Annotated in this window: 18 protein-coding genes; 15 read left to right on the top strand and 3 right to left on the bottom strand. The window is 44.0% G+C overall.

Annotated elements, in window-relative coordinates; genetic code table 11:
- Positions 1–22 precede the first annotated feature (22 nt).
- The 4 genes from AMBT_RS19635 to AMBT_RS19620 all read left to right on the top strand — a co-directional run bounded on the left by AMBT_RS19635 (position 23) and on the right by AMBT_RS19620 (position 5481).
- Positions 23–1024 carry a LacI family DNA-binding transcriptional regulator gene (locus AMBT_RS19635; RefSeq protein WP_013786404.1) on the top strand — a complete coding sequence of 334 codons (1002 nt, stop codon included), beginning with the start codon at positions 23–25 and terminating at the stop codon, positions 1022–1024.
- Positions 1025–1104: 80 nt separating this feature from the next.
- The gene (locus tag AMBT_RS19630) at positions 1105–2187 is read left to right on the top strand and encodes a methyl-accepting chemotaxis protein (RefSeq protein WP_013786403.1); all 1083 of its coding nucleotides are present in this window, start codon (positions 1105–1107) and stop codon (positions 2185–2187) included.
- A gap of 58 nt (positions 2188–2245) precedes the next feature.
- Positions 2246–3751: a sensor histidine kinase gene (locus tag AMBT_RS19625; RefSeq protein ID WP_013786402.1), complete on the top strand. Its 1506-nt coding sequence runs from the start codon at positions 2246–2248 to the stop codon at positions 3749–3751.
- A 149-nt stretch (positions 3752–3900) separates the two neighbouring features.
- The gene (locus tag AMBT_RS19620) at positions 3901–5481 is read left to right on the top strand and encodes a methyl-accepting chemotaxis protein (protein WP_013786401.1); all 1581 of its coding nucleotides are present in this window, start codon (positions 3901–3903) and stop codon (positions 5479–5481) included.
- An 88-nt stretch (positions 5482–5569) separates the two neighbouring features.
- On the opposite strand, the gene AMBT_RS19615 is transcribed toward AMBT_RS19620, so the two are convergent.
- Positions 5570–5857 (bottom strand): YebG family protein, encoded by a 288-nt coding sequence (locus AMBT_RS19615; protein ID WP_013786400.1) that lies wholly within the window; start codon positions 5855–5857, stop codon positions 5570–5572.
- A 344-nt stretch (positions 5858–6201) separates the two neighbouring features.
- On the opposite strand from AMBT_RS19615, the gene AMBT_RS19610 reads away from it, so the two are divergent.
- From AMBT_RS19610 to AMBT_RS19585, 6 genes are all read left to right on the top strand, one after another.
- Positions 6202–7374, top strand: coding sequence for a GAF domain-containing sensor histidine kinase (locus tag AMBT_RS19610; protein WP_013786399.1), 1173 nt, complete (start codon positions 6202–6204; stop codon positions 7372–7374).
- Between the two features lie 242 nt (positions 7375–7616).
- Positions 7617–8015 carry a 30S ribosomal protein S6 gene (rpsF, locus tag AMBT_RS19605; protein ID WP_013786398.1) on the top strand — a complete coding sequence of 133 codons (399 nt, stop codon included), beginning with the start codon at positions 7617–7619 and terminating at the stop codon, positions 8013–8015.
- 11 nt (positions 8016–8026) lie between these two features.
- Positions 8027–8254: a 30S ribosomal protein S18 gene (rpsR, locus tag AMBT_RS19600; protein ID WP_013786397.1), complete on the top strand. Its 228-nt coding sequence runs from the start codon at positions 8027–8029 to the stop codon at positions 8252–8254.
- A gap of 26 nt (positions 8255–8280) precedes the next feature.
- On the top strand, positions 8281–8733 hold the full coding sequence (gene rplI, locus AMBT_RS19595; RefSeq protein WP_013786396.1) for a 50S ribosomal protein L9: 453 nt from the start codon (positions 8281–8283) through the stop codon (positions 8731–8733).
- 414 nt (positions 8734–9147) lie between these two features.
- Positions 9148–12288, top strand: a complete 3141-nt coding sequence (locus AMBT_RS19590; RefSeq protein ID WP_013786395.1) for an efflux RND transporter permease subunit — start codon at positions 9148–9150, stop codon at positions 12286–12288.
- A gap of 14 nt (positions 12289–12302) precedes the next feature.
- On the top strand, positions 12303–13379 hold the full coding sequence (locus AMBT_RS19585) for an efflux RND transporter periplasmic adaptor subunit (protein WP_013786394.1): 1077 nt from the start codon (positions 12303–12305) through the stop codon (positions 13377–13379).
- Here AMBT_RS19585 and AMBT_RS19580 read toward each other — a convergent pair.
- Entirely contained in the window at positions 13376–14017 is a 642-nt protein-coding gene (locus AMBT_RS19580) for an MOSC domain-containing protein (protein WP_013786393.1), read from the bottom strand. The genes AMBT_RS19585 and AMBT_RS19580 overlap by 4 nt on opposite strands.
- Before the next feature lie 130 nt (positions 14018–14147).
- On the opposite strand from AMBT_RS19580, the gene AMBT_RS19575 reads away from it, so the two are divergent.
- The 5 genes from AMBT_RS19575 to dnaB all read left to right on the top strand — a co-directional run bounded on the left by AMBT_RS19575 (position 14148) and on the right by dnaB (position 18611).
- Positions 14148–14723 (top strand): RNA polymerase sigma factor, encoded by a 576-nt coding sequence (locus AMBT_RS19575; protein ID WP_013786392.1) that lies wholly within the window; start codon positions 14148–14150, stop codon positions 14721–14723.
- Positions 14716–15291: a hypothetical protein gene (locus AMBT_RS19570; RefSeq protein ID WP_013786391.1), complete on the top strand. Its 576-nt coding sequence runs from the start codon at positions 14716–14718 to the stop codon at positions 15289–15291. Before AMBT_RS19575 ends, AMBT_RS19570 begins: the two co-directional genes overlap by 8 nt.
- An 11-nt stretch (positions 15292–15302) precedes the next feature.
- The gene (locus AMBT_RS19565) at positions 15303–16283 is read left to right on the top strand and encodes a DUF4097 family beta strand repeat-containing protein (RefSeq protein WP_013786390.1); all 981 of its coding nucleotides are present in this window, start codon (positions 15303–15305) and stop codon (positions 16281–16283) included.
- A 282-nt stretch (positions 16284–16565) separates the two neighbouring features.
- On the top strand, positions 16566–17036 hold the full coding sequence (locus AMBT_RS19560; RefSeq protein WP_013786389.1) for a hypothetical protein: 471 nt from the start codon (positions 16566–16568) through the stop codon (positions 17034–17036).
- Positions 17037–17225: 189 nt separating this feature from the next.
- On the top strand, positions 17226–18611 hold the full coding sequence (gene dnaB, locus AMBT_RS19555) for a replicative DNA helicase (RefSeq protein WP_013786388.1): 1386 nt from the start codon (positions 17226–17228) through the stop codon (positions 18609–18611).
- Between the two features lie 117 nt (positions 18612–18728).
- On the opposite strand, the gene AMBT_RS19550 is transcribed toward dnaB, so the two are convergent.
- On the bottom strand, positions 18729–19910 hold the full coding sequence (locus AMBT_RS19550; RefSeq protein WP_013786387.1) for an OmpA family protein: 1182 nt from the start codon (positions 19908–19910) through the stop codon (positions 18729–18731).
- Positions 19911–19922 lie beyond the last annotated feature (12 nt).

The raw sequence follows: 19922 nt of genomic DNA, 5'->3' as shown, positions 1-19922 counted from the left end.
ACGTATGCACTGTTAATGCTATATGGTAACGATTAAACAAGTAAGTGAATTAGCCGGCGTGTCGTCAGCTACAGTATCTCGGGTTATCAACAACACAGATACCGTTAAAGAGAAAACGCGTCAGCAAGTGCTTGATGCGATGGAGAAGCTTGGCTATCGACACAATGTCATTGCGGCTTCCCTTGCCTCAAATAAAACCCATACCGTTGGGTATGTGGTTCCTGAATTACACGGCTCATTCTTTGGCGCCATGATGGCCGGTTCTGAAAAAGTACTTAGGCAAGCCAACAAACATATGTTTGTGGTAACAGGGCACAGTGACGAAGCCTTAGAGAAAAAAGAAATAGAAGCCTTGCTGAGTCGCCGCTGCGATGCGCTTATTTTGCATGTTGAGGCGGTCAGCGATGAGTACCTTATCGACCTTGCCAGCCAAGATGTTCCTATTGTTGTGGTTAACCGCTACATAGAAGCTATTGGTGAAAAATGTATCAGCCTAGACAATGTGCTCGGCGCATATCTAGCCACCAAGCACCTTATCGATTTGGGGCATACTCAAATTGCATACGCCGCAGGCGCACTGTTTAAAGCGGATGGTTTTAATCGTTTACTTGGGCACAAAAAAGCATTAGAAGAAGCCAATTTTTATTTTGATGAAGAGTCCGTGGCTGAAGGTAATTTCCAAGCCTTCTCGGGTGAAAAATGTGTGGATGAACTGTTTCGTCGCAACGTAAGTTTTAGTGCCATCGCCTGTGCAAATGATGAAATGGCATCAGGTGCTATTAACTCACTCAGAAAGCATGGTAAACGCGTACCGGAAGATATCTCCGTCATCGGATTTGATAACGTTGACTTTGCTAGTTACCTAACCCCTAAACTGACTACCGTGAACTATCCAGTGCGCGAAATTGGTGCTATGGCATCTCGCTGGATTTTAAATCAGGCTTATGGCGATGGAAAACTGACAATGGAACATATTTTGTCGCCCAAATTGATTATTAGAGGAACCACCAGAAAATTCGAGTAACTTCAACCAACGACGAATGGTGAAGTTACGCTTTTTTCTGTTATGCTGAATTTTCACACATATTAAAATTTGGTCACCCTATGTTCGTTTCTCGAAGCAAATACTTAGAAAAAGAGTCTCAGGCCACGCAACTTGAAAATCGCTATCAAGTTGCCCTAGATAAAATATCAGCCTTAGAGTCTGAAAATACAGAACTTCATCGGCAAGTTACCGAGTTAAGCGATACTTCAAAGAAAAGTAAAGACGATGTGGTAACACGGTGCTTGGTTAACTCTTTTAACCAAGTGGAAGGTATTCGAGAAACCGTATTAGGGTCTTATCAAAAAATAAACACCGAAAATCAATCAATATCAGACATTAATGAATTGTTTGAGCAGTCCTCTCAAGTACTTACCAAAATTGTCAAAGACATGAGTGGTTTGAATACCCAAATGGTGAGTATGAGCGAGCGCATTTCTGGGTTATCAAGTACAGCGGATAACATCAACAAGTTTGTATCTACTATTACCAGTATATCGGATCAAACCAACCTACTGGCATTGAATGCTGCTATTGAAGCCGCCCGTGCGGGTGATGCTGGTCGTGGATTCAGTGTCGTCGCCGATGAGGTGCGTGCACTCGCTACTGAAACCAATAAATCAGCGACAGAAGTGTCTGAACTAGTAAATGATATTATTCAATCTACGGCAAAAGCAGTTTCAGGTGTTAACGAATTAAGAGGCAATAACGAAGAGCTAGAAGAAGGGATTAGTACCCTTAATAGCAGTTATGAAACCATGGTTTCTCATTGCGATAGCATGAAAACGACCATTAATGAGGGGGCGTTAAGCTCCTTTATACAAACGGTTAAGCTAGACCACGTAGTATGGAAGTCAGATGTATATGCGGTTTTATTTTGTTACAGCGATAAAAAATCAAGTGATCTTGCTGACCACGCGAGTTGTCGTTTGGGAAAGTGGTATAGCGAAAATCAGGGTGCGGCTATTGGCAAGTCGTCACCATTCAGAGATTTAGAAACACCTCATGCAGCGGTTCATCGTGCTGGTGTAGCTGCTATTAATGCAAAAGCAGAGGGTGATATTTCAACACTAGAAGCTAAAGTGATTGAAATGGAACGCTCTAGCGAGAAAGTAATGCTGCTATTAGACAAGATAGTGAGCTAACTTGTTTTCTCATATACCTAAATGCGTTTGAAGAGGTATAGACTAAAAGGCTTATATATTGAGCGATGCTTCAATACCCCCTAGCCCCAATGAGGTTGCTGACTTAAAAGCTCAAGTAAAATTACTTGAGCGACAGCTTAAGCGCCAAAAGATAGCGCGGGCAAATGCTGAGTGGTTTTTAGAAAGCTACTCAAGCGATGCCTATTCGGCAACGCAAGCCTTGCGGAAAGCATTGCATGAATCAAAAAAAAGAGAGCGAGAATTAATCTTTTTGAATCGCTCTGCTTCCCACCTTAAAACCTCCGATAGCGGGGCAAGTTTCATTTTCTCCGCTATTGAGTCAGCAGTAGAGTTCAGCGATGCCTTTTGTGGTTTAGCCTTCATTACCAAAGCCGGAAAAGTGGTTCAAGGAGATGACAACAAAATTTGGCAAGTAGAAAATGGTTGGGTTGAAGCCAGCGATTTAGCCAAGGTTATGTTAGATGAACTCCCGCTGTCTGTTAAAGAAGACTATAGCCAATGGTGTGTAAATATCGTTGAAAGGCCAGACAATCATGAAGAGGCTTACGTATTACATTTCATGCAGAACTTGGGCAATGGCGAGCAGGCATGGCTAGCACTACTGACCAAAAACAGTGAATTAGATGAAGAAATGCTTTATGTGCTGGATGCAAATAAGCACTATCTACAATTTGGTATAGGCTACCGAAGTTCTAAACACGAAATTAAGCATCACAAAGCCGCCCTATCCTCGATGGAAAAAGACCAACGCTATCTGCAAGAAAAGCTAATAACCGCAGATAAAATGGCCATGTTAGGTCAGTTGGCGGCCGGTATTGCCCACGAAATTAATAATCCGATTGGTTATGTACGTAGCAACACCTCGGTGGCTGGCGATATCTTTAAAGATTACCAGAGTGCTTTGTCTGAAATAAAGGTACTTTGTGAAGATGCGGGTGGAGAAATAGAAGCCCGTTATTTAGCGCTTGAAAACACGTATTCATTAAAAGATAGTGCCGAGGCTATCTCTGAAATGTTTGAAGAGTCCTCAGAAGGTATTGAAAGAATTATCGATATCGTAAAAGCGCTAAGAGGGTTTTCCTACCCTAGCGGTGATAAGCGCGTAGCCATTAATGTTGCCGAAGCGATAAGCTCAGCCTTACGAATCACGAATAACCTGCACAAGTATAAAAATAAGGTCATATTCACGCCTCCTGAAACCGATATCGAAGTACTAGGCAACGCTGGGCAAATACAGCAAGTACTCGTCAACTTACTTACTAACGCCATCTATGCCACAGATGAAGGAAAATGCATTAAGTTTGATGTTGAATCCCTAGAAGGCGAGGCGGTCATTACGTTGCAAGACGAAGGCAAAGGTATGTCAGAGGAAGTCATTGGCAAAATGTTTACCCCCTTTTTCACCACTAAACCACCTGGTGATGGCACCGGCCTTGGTATGTCTATTTCACTGACTATTATTGAAGAACACGGCGGCCAGTTTGAAGTGACCAGTGAAATCGATAAGGGCACCACAATTAAGGTACGCCTGCCACTGGCGTAATCTTTTTATTCGTATAATCTTCATTATTACCGAATTCTTTTTCTACTTTAGTATTAATTGTTACCATGATCGTCTACCCTTTTAATGAATTACCGATGAATAGGGCTCTCCTATTTACTTTGATACCACTATAGCAATGGATTTTATTAGTGAAGAAAAATCAGTCTGTTACCCAGCGCGAATACAAATTCCCTTCTCACTACCGCCTTATCTCTTCCACTGACAAACGGGGTGTCATACAACACTGCAATGACGAATTTGTAGAGGCAAGTGGGTACAATCGAGAAGACCTGATAGGAAAAAACCACAACATTATCCGTCATCCGGATATGCCCTCAAGTGTGTTTAAAGAAATGTGGCGAACTTTAGAGTCGGGTCAAAGTTGGGCTGGACTCGTTAAAAATAGAAGAGAAAACGGCGACCACTATTGGGTGTCAGCATTCGTAACTCCCGTATACGAAAACGGGCAAGCGGTGGGTTATGAGTCAGTTAGGGTTCATGCCGCCGATGAAGAAATAACACGAGCATCCGCTATATATGCCAGGTTATCGGCAGGAAAATCGCCAATTCCCTTTGCTGCAAAGCTTGGTCAAACACTTTCACCCATGTTACCCATGATAGTGGTAAGTTTATTATTATTGGTAGCCATTGGTTTTACCGCGGGTTTGGTACCCCTGGGTGTTACTTTCATTGCGCTACTGATTATGATGGCGTGGCAATCGGCAAAAAGTCGGAGCTATTGGCGGGAATTTCTTTCGTTAAGCCCTGCTAGTTATAGTAATGAACTCGTGGCACAAACGTATTATGCCGATGTTGATTATATTGCTCAGGCTAAGTTGGCGTTAGGCTGTGAACTCGCGCGTACGCGCACGGCGTTGACCCGCATCAAAGATGCATCTGAGGGGTTGGAAGATATTGCGGTTTCAACTCACAGCCAAGCCGAGCTAACCAGCAAAACGATTATTCAGCAAAATCTTGCCACCCAGCAAATTGCCACAGCGGTAACTCAAATGAGTCAGGCTATTCAAGAAGTGGCTGAGCGAGTAGAGAGCAATGCTGTTAGTGCCAAAACTGCCGCAACTAACGTACAAATGGGTAACGACAAAGCTGAAGAAGCGATGCAGGCTATACTGTCATTAAAAGGCGCGGTGGAGTCGATTTCCGATACGGTTACCGAGCTTGCCCAATCCACCAGTGATATAGGCGAAGCCGCTAGCATCATTTCTAGCATCGCTGATCAAACAAACCTGCTAGCACTTAATGCCGCTATAGAAGCCGCCCGCGCTGGCGAGCAGGGACGCGGTTTTGCTGTTGTTGCCGATGAAGTTCGTACCTTGGCTTCTAAAACCCGGGTGTCCACCGATAAAATTCACAATATCATTCAAGAACTTGTTGATAGAACAGAACGGGCCGTAAAGGTATCTTCAGAAGGGTTGGTGTCTGCTGAACACGGTAGTGCCATTGTTGAAGAAACCCGAGGCGCGCTACAAGAAATCAATAATGCGGTAAGTGGTATTGCCTCAGCTACCGTAGAAATGTCTTCTGCTGTAGAAGAACAAAGTACCGTGGCTGAGCATATTAATCAGCAGCTGGTCGATGTTGCTGATAGTGCAGAAGAAACGCAGAAGTCTTCAGAAGCCTCGCTCAAAGTGGGTCGAGATCTTCGTGACACCGTAAATCAAGTTAACGGGTTAATTGCTCGTTTTAACACGGATAAACGCACAGGATAATCTGTGCTGTTTATTTTTTAGCGTGCTTTGAACCATTTTCTATTTACGTTCGTTCCACTTAAAAGCACGCCGAGCTTTTCTGCTATGCTTATCCGTTGGCTTTAAGCTTTACTACGTCGGCACTCTCATCTTCTAGTACACTCTGTGCTGTCGCGCCTTTAAAAATCTTGCTCACCTTGTCTTTATTTTTCGACAACATAATTGTGAGTTCTTCAACAATGCTATCGTCAATGCCTAAGCCCTTTGCTTGAATGTATTCAGCAAGGTTGTCGGCAGCGTCGAGCATCTTATCGTACTGATCTGCTTCTTTTTTATCGGTAGTTACCAATTTTTCTACCCCTTTGTGCGTGACAACATACTGTGTGGTAATGGCCATGGTAGGTCCCCTTAAATGAATAGACAATAAAACTGTACAATATTTAACTGGATAAATAAACAGTATTTAAAGTTTTTTGATATTATTTTTTTACAACTTAAGTATAGTGACCAAGTACGCTTGGATGTATTTTAAAACGTACGTTGGAAAACAGCTTTCACATCGTCATGTCTATATTCAAAAATTTACCGGTTTCGTTCACATTGGTTGCAGCCTGTAGCTAGTTAAACAGCCACGAAGAACAGTAAATTTATCACTAGGCACAAGAGTCTTTCTTGCTAGAGCGGGAAATCGAGTGCCGACAGTCGGCGTGATATGGGTGACTTAGATACAAAGAGGAAGTAATGAGTTCTTCAATTGAGCGTGATATTCGCACTATTCAATCGATAGAAGCTGTACCACATATAATGAAAATGTTATCAGATGTCACTGGTCTTCGCTTTATCTGCGTAGCCAGAGTGACAGAAGATAACTGGACAATGTGCGCAGTATATGACCAAGTGAACTTCAATTTAATTCCGGGCGATCAACTCGATATCAAAACAACGTTTTGTAGCCAAGTCAGAAAATCTACAAAAGCCATCGTCATTGAACACGCAAAGAAAGATGATGTTTATCGCCAAAGTGAAATTCCTAAGATGTATGGCTTTGAAAGTTACTTTTCATTTCCCATTTACAACCAAAACGGCGATTTTTTTGGAACATTATGCGGCTTAGATCCACGTCCTGCAGTTTTAAAAACAGATAAGATTGAAAGTCAAATTAAGTCGTTTGCTGAGTTAATATCGAGGCAAATGGAAGTTGACGATCGTTTAGCTGCGGTTGAAACCGATCTCATCAGCGAGCAAGCTGCCGCTAAATTGCGAGAGCAATATATCGCCATTTTAGGCCACGATTTAAGAACACCTTTGTCGGCACTTAAAATGGGGGTCGACTTTCTTGTTGATCACGCCAGCGATGCGACTTCCCAAAAAGTACTGGCCCGAATGGATAATAGCGCTAAACGTATGACGCGGCTCATTAGTGGCGTGATGGACTTTACGCATGGTCAAATGGGCAAAGGTATTCAATTAAACGTTAAACCAGCAAGTGATTTAAAAAGTGTACTAGTACACACCGTAAGTGAACTTTCGGGCCTGCATCCAGACCGAGAGATACTTGCGGATATCATTATAGACGGCACATTTTCATGTGACCCAGAGCGTATCAGCCAGTTGCTGTCTAACTTGCTGATTAATGCGATAGTGCATGGCGATGCAGCGCAACCTATCAAAGTCATGGCGAATATCGAAGAAGAAACACTGACATTAAGCGTATCTAACGGAGGCACTCCAATAAGTGCGGATGTCATAGATAAGCTATTTCATCCATTTTGGCGAAACGAAAAAAACAAAAAGACCGGTGGATTAGGTCTAGGATTGTTTATCGCCTCGCAAATTGCGGAAGCCCATAAGGGGAGTCTGATGGTGCATTCAGATGAAAATGAAACCGTGTTTTCATTTAAGGCAGCATTGTAAGCATGAAGGTTAAGCCTCGCGCTTAGCCTTTTTTAACGTCCATGAACCCCGCTACCCCATCATTTAGCGTATCTAGCTAAATTTCATCAAAACACGTACAAATGTAAAATTTTCCGGTGATTAATGCTTGTACAAAAGCGGGTATGTGCGTATAATCCGCGCCCTTACAGCCACCCTAACTAGGTTCCTTGTCTCTATACAGTCTGGCTGTACTGTCGAGGCTACAACCGTAAGGAGCAATAATGCGTCATTACGAAATCGTATTTATGGTTCACCCTGATCAGAGTGAACAAGTACCTGGTATGATCGAACGTTATACCACTATTCTTAAGCAAAACGATGGTCAGATTCATCGTTTAGAAGATTGGGGCCGTCGTCAATTGGCATACCCAATTGAAAAGCTGCACAAAGCCCACTATGTATTGATCAATGCTGAAGCGACTGCTGAAGCTGTTGACGAGCTGGAAAATGCTTTCCGCTACAACGACGTTATCTTACGTAACATGGTAATGCGCACTAAAAACGCTGTAACCGAGCCTTCTCCTATGACTAAAGAAGAGCGTCGTGAGCGTCGTGACGATTCTGCACCTCGTACAGAGCGCGCAGAAAGAAGACCTGAATCCACTGAAGATAACGCTTAAGGAGATCACCCATGGCTCGTTTTTTCAGACGTCGTAAATTCTGCCGTTTCACTGCAGATGGTGTGACTGAAATCGATTATAAAGATATCGCTACTCTTAAGAATTATATCACAGAGAGCGGTAAGATTGTCCCTAGCCGTATCACTGGTACAAGCGCAAAATATCAGCGTCAGCTGTCTTCTGCGATTAAGCGCGCACGTTTTCTTGCGTTGCTTCCGTACACTGATTCACACAAGTAATTTGGCGTAATTAAGGGGTAGTTAAGATGAACATCATCCTACTAGATAAAGTCGCCAATCTTGGCGGTCTGGGCGACCAAGTAGCTGTTAAAGCTGGTTACGCTCGTAATTTCCTGTTTCCACAGGGTAAAGCAGTTCCTGCAACTAAAGCGAACGTTGAAAAGTTTGAAGCACGTCGTGCTGAACTTGAAGCGAAAATCGCTGAGCAGCTTGATGCTGCTAATGCACGTGCTGAAAAACTAAATGAACTTGCAGAAGTAACTCTTGCGGCGCCAGCTGGCGACGAAGGTAAACTTTTCGGTTCTATCGGTACGCGTGACATTGCTGATGCAATCACTGCAGCTGGTGTTGAAGTAGCTAAAGCGGAAGTTAAACTTCCTACTGGCACACTTCGCGACACTGGCGAATATGACATCGACTTACAACTTCATTCTGATGTAACCACTTCTATTAAAGTGATCATCATTGCTGAAGCATAAGCGCTGACGTATACGAAAAACCGCTCTTATGAGCGGTTTTTTTATATCTGCACGTTTTATATCTACATGCACTTCAACGCTATTCATACCGTATACTTTTTTTTGTAAAAACTCACCGTACTTTTCATGTTTACCATATTTGTCGTTTTCAAGATTTGCTACGTCTTCCACGTTTTATCTTTTTCACCAATATGATCTTCACCCACATCCTTTGATAAAATGTAACTATTTGTTATTTTTTTCGTTAAATTAATGATAAATCACGACCGTTGGTCGTCGACAAGCTGCTGTTTTTTTCAGCATTCAGCGAAAATGTCGGTTAACCCATAAATTGTTCTTAATATAGCTTTAAACTTTTCCTGTCATCCTTGCGACCTATAGTAATCCAAACAACAAAAAGCATAGTGCTTCATTATGGACATTACACGTGCAGCAATAAAAAATGCGTCTGGGGTGGGAATTGGCATCGCAATATTGGTTTTTCTTGGGCTATATAGCTTATTCAATTTGCCAGTTCAGCTTTTCCCAGACATTGAACGCCCTAATATCAATATTCAAACTTCTTGGCGAGCTGCGTCTCCTCAAGAAATTGAGTCGGAAATAATAGAGCCACAAGAAGAAGTGCTTCAGGGGATCCCTGGGTTGGTCTCGATGAATGCGTGGTCGAATCAAGGGAATGCATGGATAAATCTCGAATTTAGTTTGGGTACAGACATGCAGAGAACCCTTATTGAAGTGATAAGCCGCATGAACAGAGTGCCGCCATTACCTAGAGATGCACTGTCGCCCAATATTATGCTGGCAGGCAGTGGGGGTGATGCCCCTGCGCTAACTTACTTTTTCATGCAGCGTCTGCCTGGCAATCCCAACGAAATAAACACCTACGTTACTTACTTCTCAGATGTAATTAAACCTCAGCTTGAGTCTATCCCCGGCGTCGCCCGAGCAAGGATGGAAAGTGGAGTAGGTGGCGAAGAGGAATTCCAAATTGTTTTCGACCCTTTTAAGGCCGCTCAACTTGGTATTGATTTAACTGCAATCACTACCGCATTGGGGCAAGCTAACGATGTTTCTGGCGGGTTTGTGGATGTAGGGCGCCGCCGATATACGCTGCGTTTTGAGGGGCGTTACGAGCCGCAAAAAATGGGCGAAATGATTTTAGAGTGGCGAGATGGCAGCCCCATTACCCTAAGTGATATTGCAGAGATTACAATTACCCGCGCAGATGGGGCTAATTTTAGCGTGCAAAACGGCAACCCTGCTATTTCTATTCGCGTTGATAGACGTAACGACGCCAATGTTCTCGCCACCTTAGATGCGGTAAAGAAAAAAGTCGCCGAGATAAACAAAACCCACCTTGAAGCAGAGCAACTGGTAATGGTTCAGTCCTTTGATGCTTCTATATTCATTAAGCGCGCGGTGCAATTGGTGACCAGTAATCTGTTCATCGGGGTTATGCTAGCTATCGGCATCTTGTGGTTGTTTATGCGCCAACTTAAAGCCACGCTCATTGTCGCCCTTGCTATTCCTATTTCTTTACTTAGCACGTTTGTTGTACTTCAAATCACGGGGCGTTCGCTGAACATTATTTCTCTTGCGGGCTTAGCCTTTGCTGTAGGAATGGTATTGGATGCCGCCATTGTGGTGCTAGAGAATATTGTTCGCTTGAACAAAAAGGCTATGTGTAGGCAGGAAAGTGCTTATATAGCTACTAAAGAAGTCTTCGGGGCCTTAATGGCATCGACAGCCACCACGGTTGCTATTTTTATTCCTGTGATGTTTTTAAATGATGTTGAAGGGCAGCTTTTTGCAGATTTAGCCTTAACCATCGCTATTGCTGTATGTATGTCATTAGTGGTGGCGGTAACGGTTTTACCTGTTGTGGCTAGCCGTTGGCTTACAGAAGATGTACCCGAAGACAAATTATTGCCAGTGTGGAAAGCCATCACAGATAAAATTATGACCTTATCATCAACAGGTATACGTCGAATTATAGTGATGGTGGCTTTGATGGGTGTGCCTATCACAGGCAGTTATTTGCTTATGCCATCTATGGATTATTTACCACCTGTTAAACGAGATGCGGTAGATGCTTTCTTAATGCTACCCGCAGGTGCGAGTGAAAATTTTGTCGCTGAAGAGGTATTGCCAGTTATTGTTAAGCGATTAAAACCCTACATGGAGGGCGAAAAACTCCCTGCGCTTAAAAACTACTACATCATCACATGGCCCAATGGCGGCACCTTAGGGGTAAGGGCGAAAGATCAGTCTCAAGTAAAAGCATTAGAAGCTATTGTCCGCGATGAGGTACTTAAAGATTTACCCGATACTCAAGCCTTCGCGCAACAAGGTAACTTGTTTGGTGGCTTTGGTAACGGACGCTCTATTGATATTCATTTACAGGGTACTAACCAAGCCATGCTGAGCGTAGCGGCGCAAGCGGGCATTGATAAATTAAGAGATATTTTCCCCACCGCCAATGCGCGGGCAAATCCTCCGTTAGAACAGTCTGAGCCTGAACTGCAATTTTATCCCAACGACAGCCGATTAGTCGAAGTAGGGTTAAGTCGCGGGAGTATGGCGGGCCTAGTGCGCGCAATGGGCGATGGAATGTATGTGGGCGAGTACTTTAATGGTACAAAGCGGATGAATATTATTTTTCGCTCAGAACCATGGTCAACCCCAGAAGAGTTAAGTGCTACGCCAATAATGACCCCCATGGGTGAAGTGGTGCAATTAGGTGAGCTTGTCGAGATGAAGCGAGCAGTAGGGCCTAGTCGCATTCAGCGTATTGATGGTAAGCGCACCCTTACGCTCAATTTTAATCCGCCTGACGGTATGAGTTTAGAAGATGCCATGACAGTGATAAAAGCCGATGTTGAACCGGCGATTATGGCGATGATGCCAACTGATGGGGCAATTCACTATGGCGGCAGTGCGGATAGCTTAAAAGGGGCAATTGCCTCAATGGCAGATAACTTCTTGTTTGCCATGTTGTTGCTCCTTTTGTTAATGGCAGGGCTATTTAAATCGCTTAAAGACAGTGTCTTAGTCGTGTTGTCTATTCCACTGGCCACAGTGGGCGGTGTAGCAGCCATTAAAATCATGAACAGTTTTACCTTTCAGCCGATGGATTTACTGACCATGATTGGTTTCATTATTCTGCTTGGGCTTGTGGTGAATAATGCCATTTTGTTAGTGCATCAAACCCGGTTGGGTCAAGCCAATGGTCTTAACCGCAACGACGCGGTAGAGCAGGCTATTCAGTTACGACTTCGTCCTATTTTTATGAGCACACTCACGTCTATTTTCGGCATGCTCCCTCTTTTATTACTTCCTGGCGCTGGCAGTGTTATCTATCGCGGGTTAGCAGCGGTCATTGTAGGGGGCATGTCTATTAGTACGGTGTTTACCTTAGTATTGCTGCCCACTCTGCTTAGAATGACAAGAGCCGACTTTGGCTTCAAAGAAAAAGCAAAAGTCTCCCTAGTTGGAACACCAGGCGGCTTACCAACAAAAACCGTAAAGCTAAGCAAGTTTTCAGATCTACATTAAAGGATGCAACCACCATGAATAAAAAAATAGGTCTAGTAGGCATAAGCGTGTGTTGTTTGTCGCTGAATCTTGCTGCACAAGAAGTCGACAAAACGCCTCCTCCTATCTTGGTTCAAGTTGACGAAGCCAAAGAAGAGGCGATAACAGCATTAACCTGGGTGCCTGGCACCGTAATGAGTCAAACTGATTCAGATGTCGCCTCTGAGGTTGATGGCCGAATCACGTGGATGGCGAATGTAGGAGATAGTGTCGCTGCGGGTGAGGTTTTAGCAAAAATTGATGATACCCGATTGCAAATCACGCTGAGTCAAAATCAATCTAATATTGCTCGGTGGCGTGCTCAGGTAACTTTATTTGAAAAGCGCTTGGCCCGTTATGAAAACTTGGAAGCCAGTAAAAATACGTCGCGGGGCGAGCTGGAAACCGTAGTGGCTGATTTAGAGAACGCGCGTCAGGAGCTAGAGCAAGCCACGTTGGCAAAAAATTTAACCGAATATCACATTCGCCAAAGTAGTGTAAAAGCCCCCTTTACCGCCTTGGTGGTCGACCGCATACAAGCCCCTGGAGAATACACCAGTATTGGCCAAACCCTGATTAGAGTAGTTAACCCTAACAATATAGAGGTGCAGGTAAAGGCGCCGCTTTCCGTATTGCCTTTCATTGAGAGTGGAATGCAGGTTAATGTGCTAAGTAAAACCCACGGGGTAATGGAGTCGGTGCGGGCTATCGTTCCTGTGGGCAATGAAAATTCTCGCATGATGGAAATGCGTATCGCGCTAAAGCCTGGAGACTTTCCTATTGGAAGTGCAGTAAGGGTGGCAGTGCCTAGCAGTGAAGAGCACGGTGGCGTGACCATTCCTAGGGATGCTCTCGTTTTGAGAAAATCCGGTACGTATATTTATCAACTCAATCAAGATAATGAGGCCCAGCAGGTTAAAGTTGAAACGGGGGTAGGTATGGGGAGTAGAATTGAAGTATTTGGTGAAGTAGACCCCACGCAACTGGTTGTTGTTCGTGGGGCAGAACGTTTAAAGCAAGGACAAAAGGTGCGTCACGAGTGGACGGGGGATAGCCTGACAGCGCTCAACTAGCCTTTTCGGCTTATTCGTGCGCACTTATCCCGCCATTCATCATCGATAATGGCTAAGTGTGACAGTTTGGTCGCTAATTCGACATCGGTTTTAGTATGTGCGCAGCGCATAAGTGTATGCACATTAACGGTGTCGTCCTCTCTGCTAACCAAGGTTACCGAATCGCCTACACTAATTACACCGGTTTCAAGCACGCGGTAATACCAACCCGTTATCCCTCGCTCGCCAACAAACCTGTCTAGGTTTTTAATATTAAAACGTTGGGATATTTTACTGCAGGGTGCTCGCGGCGCACTGACTTGCAGTACAACCTCACCGAACTTCCATACATCTCCAATATAAACCGTGGCATCATCCATACCATCCACGCTGATATTTTCACCAATACTGCCAGGCTCAAACTCACCGTCTGGAAAATGCTTACGTAGCGTAAAGTAATGAAGGGGGCTAAATTGATGCAAAACCTTTTCGGGGCCGCCATGAAGTTTCTTGTTTGATTGTTGATCTTCGTCGGTACAATCAAGGTGGACGGTTAGCTGTGAAACTGCGCTTTTTACAATACTACTCGGCGCACCTCGTGGGCCAAGTGGTTGGGGCTGCCCTGCGAATAACGCGTCAACTTTTAAGGGGGAAGACATACAAACTCCAAAAATAAGTTTTGCTAATTTAAACCTTTATCACATAGGGTACGACTAACCTTTTAAGAATAACAAGATGGTAAACCAAAAATGTTGAAAAAATCGGTTTACGAAAAAAAATGAGATTGTGATGGAGCGCACTTTAGCAAAGGTTTCCAACCTGACTAGCGATGATGAAAGCCAGCGTGAAGCCGCGGTGATTCTCGCAGCTAAGCAGGGTGATAAAGTGGCCTACAAAACCTTGTATCATAACCATGTCGGGCGAGTGTACGCATTATGCTTGCGTCTAACAGGCGACCGTGGTCTCGCCGAAGACGCCACACAAGAAGTATTTATTCAGTTATGGTCAAAGTTAGACAGATTCGATGGACAAAGTCAGTTTTCAACTTGGTTACATAGTGTGTCAGCCAATGTGACCGTGTCGTATTTGCGTAAACAGCGCAACTGGGTTCAACGTATGTTTAATATTGAAACCAGTCCAGCGATGGAAATGCCAGCAGAGGAAGACAGCGGCCAAGTCGATTTAGAAGCGTTAGTGGTTAGATTGCCACAAAGAGCTCGAATGGTATTCGTACTGCACGCTATTGAAGGCTATAGGCATGAAGAAATTGCACAAATGTTAGACATGGCAGTAGGCACCAGTAAAGCGCAATTTCATCGCGCTAAACAACTGCTAAAAACCTGGATGGGGTGTGAAGATGAATAAGTTTGATAAAGCCTTAGCGGCTGAGATTCAACGCCTACCTAAAACCCGTGAGCCTGAAAGAGATTTATGGCGGGGTATTGAATTGTCACTACACAGCCAAGTAAGCGGCAAAGCCGATGTAAATGGGCGACACGAAAATGGGCTACATAAGCAACCCTTAGGCCAAGAGAAGCGCGGCACAGTTGCTCGCTTATCTACCACACCATGGTTGGCCATGGCAGCGAGTGCCATGCTGGTCAGTGTTATTTGGTTTTTCTCGCCTGTTTTTACCAACGGTGAAACGAGCGGTGAGCAACCTAAGCTCGCAGGTTATGCGTTAGTTGATGCACTGAGTGAGCAGCAAGATGAACAGATGGCCACTTTGCTAGCGAGTTACGACAGTGCACCAGAATTAAGTGAAAACTGGCAAGCGCAATTAAAAGAATTAGACGACGCTGCTGTTGTGATAAAAGCAGCATTAAAAGATGATCCTAACAATCGAGCACTATTAAAGATGCTAAAACACGTATATCAACAGCAAATCACATTAATTGAGCGAGTGCACGCGCCCAAATGGCAACAAATTTAAGGAGTTTTATTATGACTATCATTCGCAAAACCTTAGCTAGTGTACTCTTTCATGGTGTACTTTTAAGTAGCACAATGCTGGCCTTTACCGCATATGCGGGCGAGAAAATAGACCGAACACTAGATGTCCCAAATAGCGTTAAAATTGATATAGAGCACGTCAACGGTGACGCTCAAATCAAAGGTTGGGATAAACCTCAAGTACACGTTACCGGTGAACTGGGTGAGAACACCGACGAGTTTGTCTTTGAACAACGTGGCAATGTTATCGTTATTCATGTTGAAGTGAAGCGTAGCGGCAAGCACTGGTGGAAAAACAAAGATGAAGGGGATGACCTGGTAATTTTTGTGCCTAAATCTAGCGATGTAAACTACACCGCGATTAATGCTGATGTGCAAATAAATGACATCGTCCAAAGTGTAAATGTTGAAGTGGTAAACGGAGATGTAGAGCTCACCAATATTGGTAATCGCGTTAAAGTAGAGTCGGTAAACGGTGACATTGCGTTGAACAATGTTAAAGGCAAACTTGATGTAGAAACAGTGAATGGCGATGTGGAAGCTGTTCATTCAGGAAAGGATGGTGTGTCTTTTGTTGCCGTTAATGGTGACCTGAGGTTAAGTACATCTAGCCCTGACGTAGCGGTTGAAACCGTTAATGGAGGCATTGATTTAACCCTAGAGAAAATAGATTCTCTTAGTGTGACCACTGTGAATGGTGCCACGAATGCGCGCTTGCACTTAAACGAGAACGGGCGACTGAAAGCCAGTTCGGTAGGTGGAAAGCTACGTTTTAGCTTTCAACCTAAAGTATCTGCACAATTTGACATTGAGACGCATGCAGGTGGCAAAATCATTAATAACGTAAGTAGCGATGCAGTTAAAAAGCCAAAATATGGCCCTAGCAGCTGGCTGCGATTTATCAACAATGGTGGTTCTGCGAATGTTGATATCTCAACGGTAAATGGGCGTATCACCTTAGATTCGCAGTAGTGACAAGGGTTGAGGAAATTTAAGCATTGGCGTTTTTGCTTGAAAAAAGCACTAACGCCCCTATATATAGATTAAGTTAGGGCAGGTTGTTATCACGTTTGTATAAGATTGTGACATGGCGTCACGCGCAAATTGCACATAATTAATACGCAACGAATCTGTCCGCCGCAGTTTTGTGTCTATTTACCCCACGCTAGTGAACGTAACGTTTCTCCCCACGTCGAAATAGCTAAGTCAATATCCGCAAATAGCGCTAAATAATCAATAATTAGGGAAAGAGCTTTGAATATTCTTAGCCATTTAAAACGCTTTTGGCGCTTTCACGGCCTGATAGCCGGCGCGATAAGCATTAGCGTATTAACATTAGGATGCGCAGTACAAGATCCGGCCTTCTTTGAAGGTACTTGGGTGGTAACTAAAGCGTACCAGCCTGGAATCTCAGCACAAAGCGCCACAGAAGCTAAAGAGGTATTAGGTAGTTCATTGGTTTACCATTCAGATAGTGCGCAACTGAATCAACAGGCATGTGAGTCTCCTACGTATACAGAGAAGAAAGTCGATTCCGACGAACTAGCTGCTAGCTTTAAAATAGCGGGAAACGCGTTAGGTTTCGATGACGGTAAAATTACGCAGGTAGAGCTTTCTTGTGCAAATGGCCCTCAGGCGTTAGGTTCAGTACTGTTGTTTCAAGAGCATAAGGTTGCTTATACCGTTTTTGATGGCACCTTTTTTCGCATTGAAAAAACGCTATAAGTCAACCGTATTGTGGTGAAGTGGTTGGAGTAGCCCTTACAAGATAAGCGCTTCACGAAGGTTTGCATTCCGCGAGTCGTTAATAATTTTTATTAACCTTCATTTATGATCTCATCCTCCATTGTTCAACGATGCGCAAAAGCGCATAATAGTGGGCCGTGCTTCAAGTAAACAGAGTAGGTAGTGTAAGTGGTATCCCCTCCAAAAGGCGATAATAATGTAGAGAAGTTGAAAGTTCCTCCTCATAGTATTGAGGCCGAACAGTCTGTTCTTGGCAGTATGCTTATTGATCCAGAAAGTTGGGACAAAGTAGCGGAGCTTGTTACTGATACCGACTTTTACAACCGCTCGCATCAAACCATTTATAGCGCCATTACGCGTTTGCTAAATAGAAGCGCACCGGTCGACCTCATCACCGTTTCAGAAGAGCTTGAAAAGCACGATGAACTTGAAAACGCTGGTGGTTTCGCTTATCTCGGTGAACTCGCTAAAAATACGCCAAGTTCTGCGAACGTGGTGTCATATGCACAGATTATAAGTGAACGTGCAATTACACGGGAGCTTATTGGTGTAGCTCATGAAATCGCAGAAGTTGGGTATAATCCCGAAGGCCGTGACAGTGCAGACATTCTCGACTTAGCTGAAAGCAAAGTATTTGAAATTGCAGAGCGTCGCACCGGTGAAAATGAAGGCCCCCGGGATGTAGAAGCGGTGCTGGGTAAAACCATCGACCGTCTTGAAGTCTTGGTTAAAACCAATAAAGAAGTGACCGGTGTTACTACAGGTTTCACCGACTTGGATAAAAAGACCAGTGGTCTACAGCCTTCAGATTTAATTATCGTGGCGGCTCGTCCCTCAATGGGTAAAACCACCTTTGCGATGAACTTGGTTGAAAATGCCATGATGTCCGAGGAAAAGCCGGTCTTAGTGTTTAGTTTAGAGATGCCTTCTGAACAAATCATGATGCGTATGCTGGCATCGCTTAGTCGAGTGGATCAAACCAAAATTCGTACCGCTCAGTTGGATGACGAAGATTGGGCACGCATTTCCAACACCATGGCGATGCTCAAAGACAAAGACAGATTATTTGTTGATGATTCATCTGGCCTTACCCCCATGGATGTGAGAAGCCGAGCGCGTAAACTCGCTCGCGAACGTGGTGGTATAAGCTTGATCATGATTGATTACCTTCAACTTATGCGTGTGCCCTCACTCAGTGACAACAGAACCTTGGAAATTGCTGAAATTTCCCGCTCACTCAAAGCATTGGCAAAAGAATTAGAAGTGCCAGTAGTTGCCCTATCGCAGCTTAACCGAAGTCTAGAGCAACGAGCAGATAAACGCCCAGTAAACTCAGACTTGCGTGAGTCGGGCTCTATCGAGCAGGATGCCGACCTTATTATGTTTATCTATCGTGATGAGGTTTATCATGAGAACAGTGAAGAGAAGGGCGTAGCAGAGATTATTATAGGTAAACAGCGTAATGGTCCTATCGGAACCAGTCGCCTTACCTTCCAAGGTCAGTTCTCTCGTTTTGACAATTATGCCGGTCCAGCAATGCCTGACGAATATTAAGCGCATATAAGCGTTTGCTATCCATTCGCGGTGATAAAGCTAAGTGTTGAAGTGAGCAGAAATAACGAGCAATAAAAAAGGCGCCAATCAGGCGCCTTTTTCGTGTCTGAAAGAAGCTTACTTCTCTTCAGGAACCTTAACAGTATCTTTAACAGTCACAGAGATGCGACGGTTAACACGATGTGCTTCGGCATTTTTAGCTGTATCTAGTAAACGAGTCTCACCGTAACCAACAGTTTCTAAACGGCTAGCGTCGATATCGTACATGTCTACCATTACTTCTTTGAAAGATGCAGCACGGTCTTCTGAAAGATCCATGTTGTATGCTTCAGAACCTGGTGCAGAAGTGTGACCTTCAATTACCGCAGTAGTGTTAGTGTACTGCTTCATGAATTCAGCAAATTCAGAGATTTCTGGGTCACGAGGCGCTTTAACAACAGAGCTCTCGTTGTCGAAAAGAACGCGTAGTGTAATTTCTACTGTTTCTTCGTCAAACACTGTACAACCTTTAGCGTCAACTTTAACGCCTGCAGCTGTGTCTGGGCACATGTCTTTCGCATCTACAACACCGTCGTTGTCGGCATCTTTAAGTGCACAACCTTTAGCATCAACAACAGTACCTGCTGGAGTATTAGGGCACTGGTCTACACTGTTAAGCACGCCATCGTTGTCGTTATCAATGCTACAACCAGTTGCATCAACACGAACACCAGCTGGAGTCATAGGACACTGGTCTTTGCTATCGATTACGCCATCATTGTCACCGTCTTTAGGTGCAGAAGGAGTAGATTTACCGAAAGGAATCGCTAAACCAAGTTTTACGCTGTAATCGTTATAGTCTTCACCAAAGTCATGGTAAGTAGCAATCTCTGTAACAATCTTAACAGATTCAGCGATATCCCAGTGTTTACCAATACCGATGTTACCTAGCGTGGTTGATTCGCCTACTGATTGACGTTTAACACCACCGAATAAGTACCATGCATCGTTAGGCATGAAGTAAAGTGCATCAACACCTACCATTTCGCCATCATCGCTAGAACCACCAACGTAGTCTAGTTCTAAAGCAGTGAATTCAACACGTGCTGCCCAGCTTTGAGTGAAGCGGAATCCGTACTCGAATGATACGCCTTGGCCGTCATCTAGTACTTCAGTAGTAGGACGTTCAACGTCAGTATTGTAATAAAGACCAGAAATACCAAACCAGTTTTTATATTCTGGCTCAGAAGAATCTTGTGCAAAGGCAGTTGATGAAAGTACGGCAAGCGAAAGTGCCGCTAATTTAAAGTGTTTTTTCATAGTCACATCCTG

This window comes from Alteromonas naphthalenivorans (assembly GCF_000213655.1).
Taxonomy (GTDB): Bacteria; Pseudomonadota; Gammaproteobacteria; order Enterobacterales; family Alteromonadaceae; genus Alteromonas; species Alteromonas naphthalenivorans.
The sequence above is the reverse complement of the archived record's forward strand: the minus strand, read 5'-3'. Positions and strand labels throughout refer to the sequence as shown.

Excerpts from the sequence above, each read along its gene's own strand:
- AMBT_RS19635 (WP_013786404.1), top strand. The coding sequence starts at position 23 with ATGGTAACGATTAAACAAGTAAGTGAATTAGCCGGCGTGTCGTCAGCT.
- AMBT_RS19630 (WP_013786403.1), top strand. The coding sequence starts at position 1,105 with ATGTTCGTTTCTCGAAGCAAATACTTAGAAAAAGAGTCTCAGGCCACG.
- AMBT_RS19615 (WP_013786400.1), bottom strand. The coding sequence starts at position 5,857 with ATGGCCATTACCACACAGTATGTTGTCACGCACAAAGGGGTAGAAAAA.
- AMBT_RS19610 (WP_013786399.1), top strand. The coding sequence starts at position 6,202 with ATGAGTTCTTCAATTGAGCGTGATATTCGCACTATTCAATCGATAGAA.
- rpsF (WP_013786398.1), top strand. The coding sequence starts at position 7,617 with ATGCGTCATTACGAAATCGTATTTATGGTTCACCCTGATCAGAGTGAA.
- rpsR (WP_013786397.1), top strand. The coding sequence starts at position 8,027 with ATGGCTCGTTTTTTCAGACGTCGTAAATTCTGCCGTTTCACTGCAGAT.
- rplI (WP_013786396.1), top strand. The coding sequence starts at position 8,281 with ATGAACATCATCCTACTAGATAAAGTCGCCAATCTTGGCGGTCTGGGC.
- AMBT_RS19590 (WP_013786395.1), top strand. The coding sequence starts at position 9,148 with ATGGACATTACACGTGCAGCAATAAAAAATGCGTCTGGGGTGGGAATT.
- AMBT_RS19585 (WP_013786394.1), top strand. The coding sequence starts at position 12,303 with ATGAATAAAAAAATAGGTCTAGTAGGCATAAGCGTGTGTTGTTTGTCG.
- AMBT_RS19580 (WP_013786393.1), bottom strand. The coding sequence starts at position 14,017 with ATGTCTTCCCCCTTAAAAGTTGACGCGTTATTCGCAGGGCAGCCCCAA.
- AMBT_RS19575 (WP_013786392.1), top strand. The coding sequence starts at position 14,148 with ATGGAGCGCACTTTAGCAAAGGTTTCCAACCTGACTAGCGATGATGAA.
- AMBT_RS19570 (WP_013786391.1), top strand. The coding sequence starts at position 14,716 with ATGAATAAGTTTGATAAAGCCTTAGCGGCTGAGATTCAACGCCTACCT.
- AMBT_RS19565 (WP_013786390.1), top strand. The coding sequence starts at position 15,303 with ATGACTATCATTCGCAAAACCTTAGCTAGTGTACTCTTTCATGGTGTA.
- AMBT_RS19550 (WP_013786387.1), bottom strand. The coding sequence starts at position 19,910 with ATGAAAAAACACTTTAAATTAGCGGCACTTTCGCTTGCCGTACTTTCA.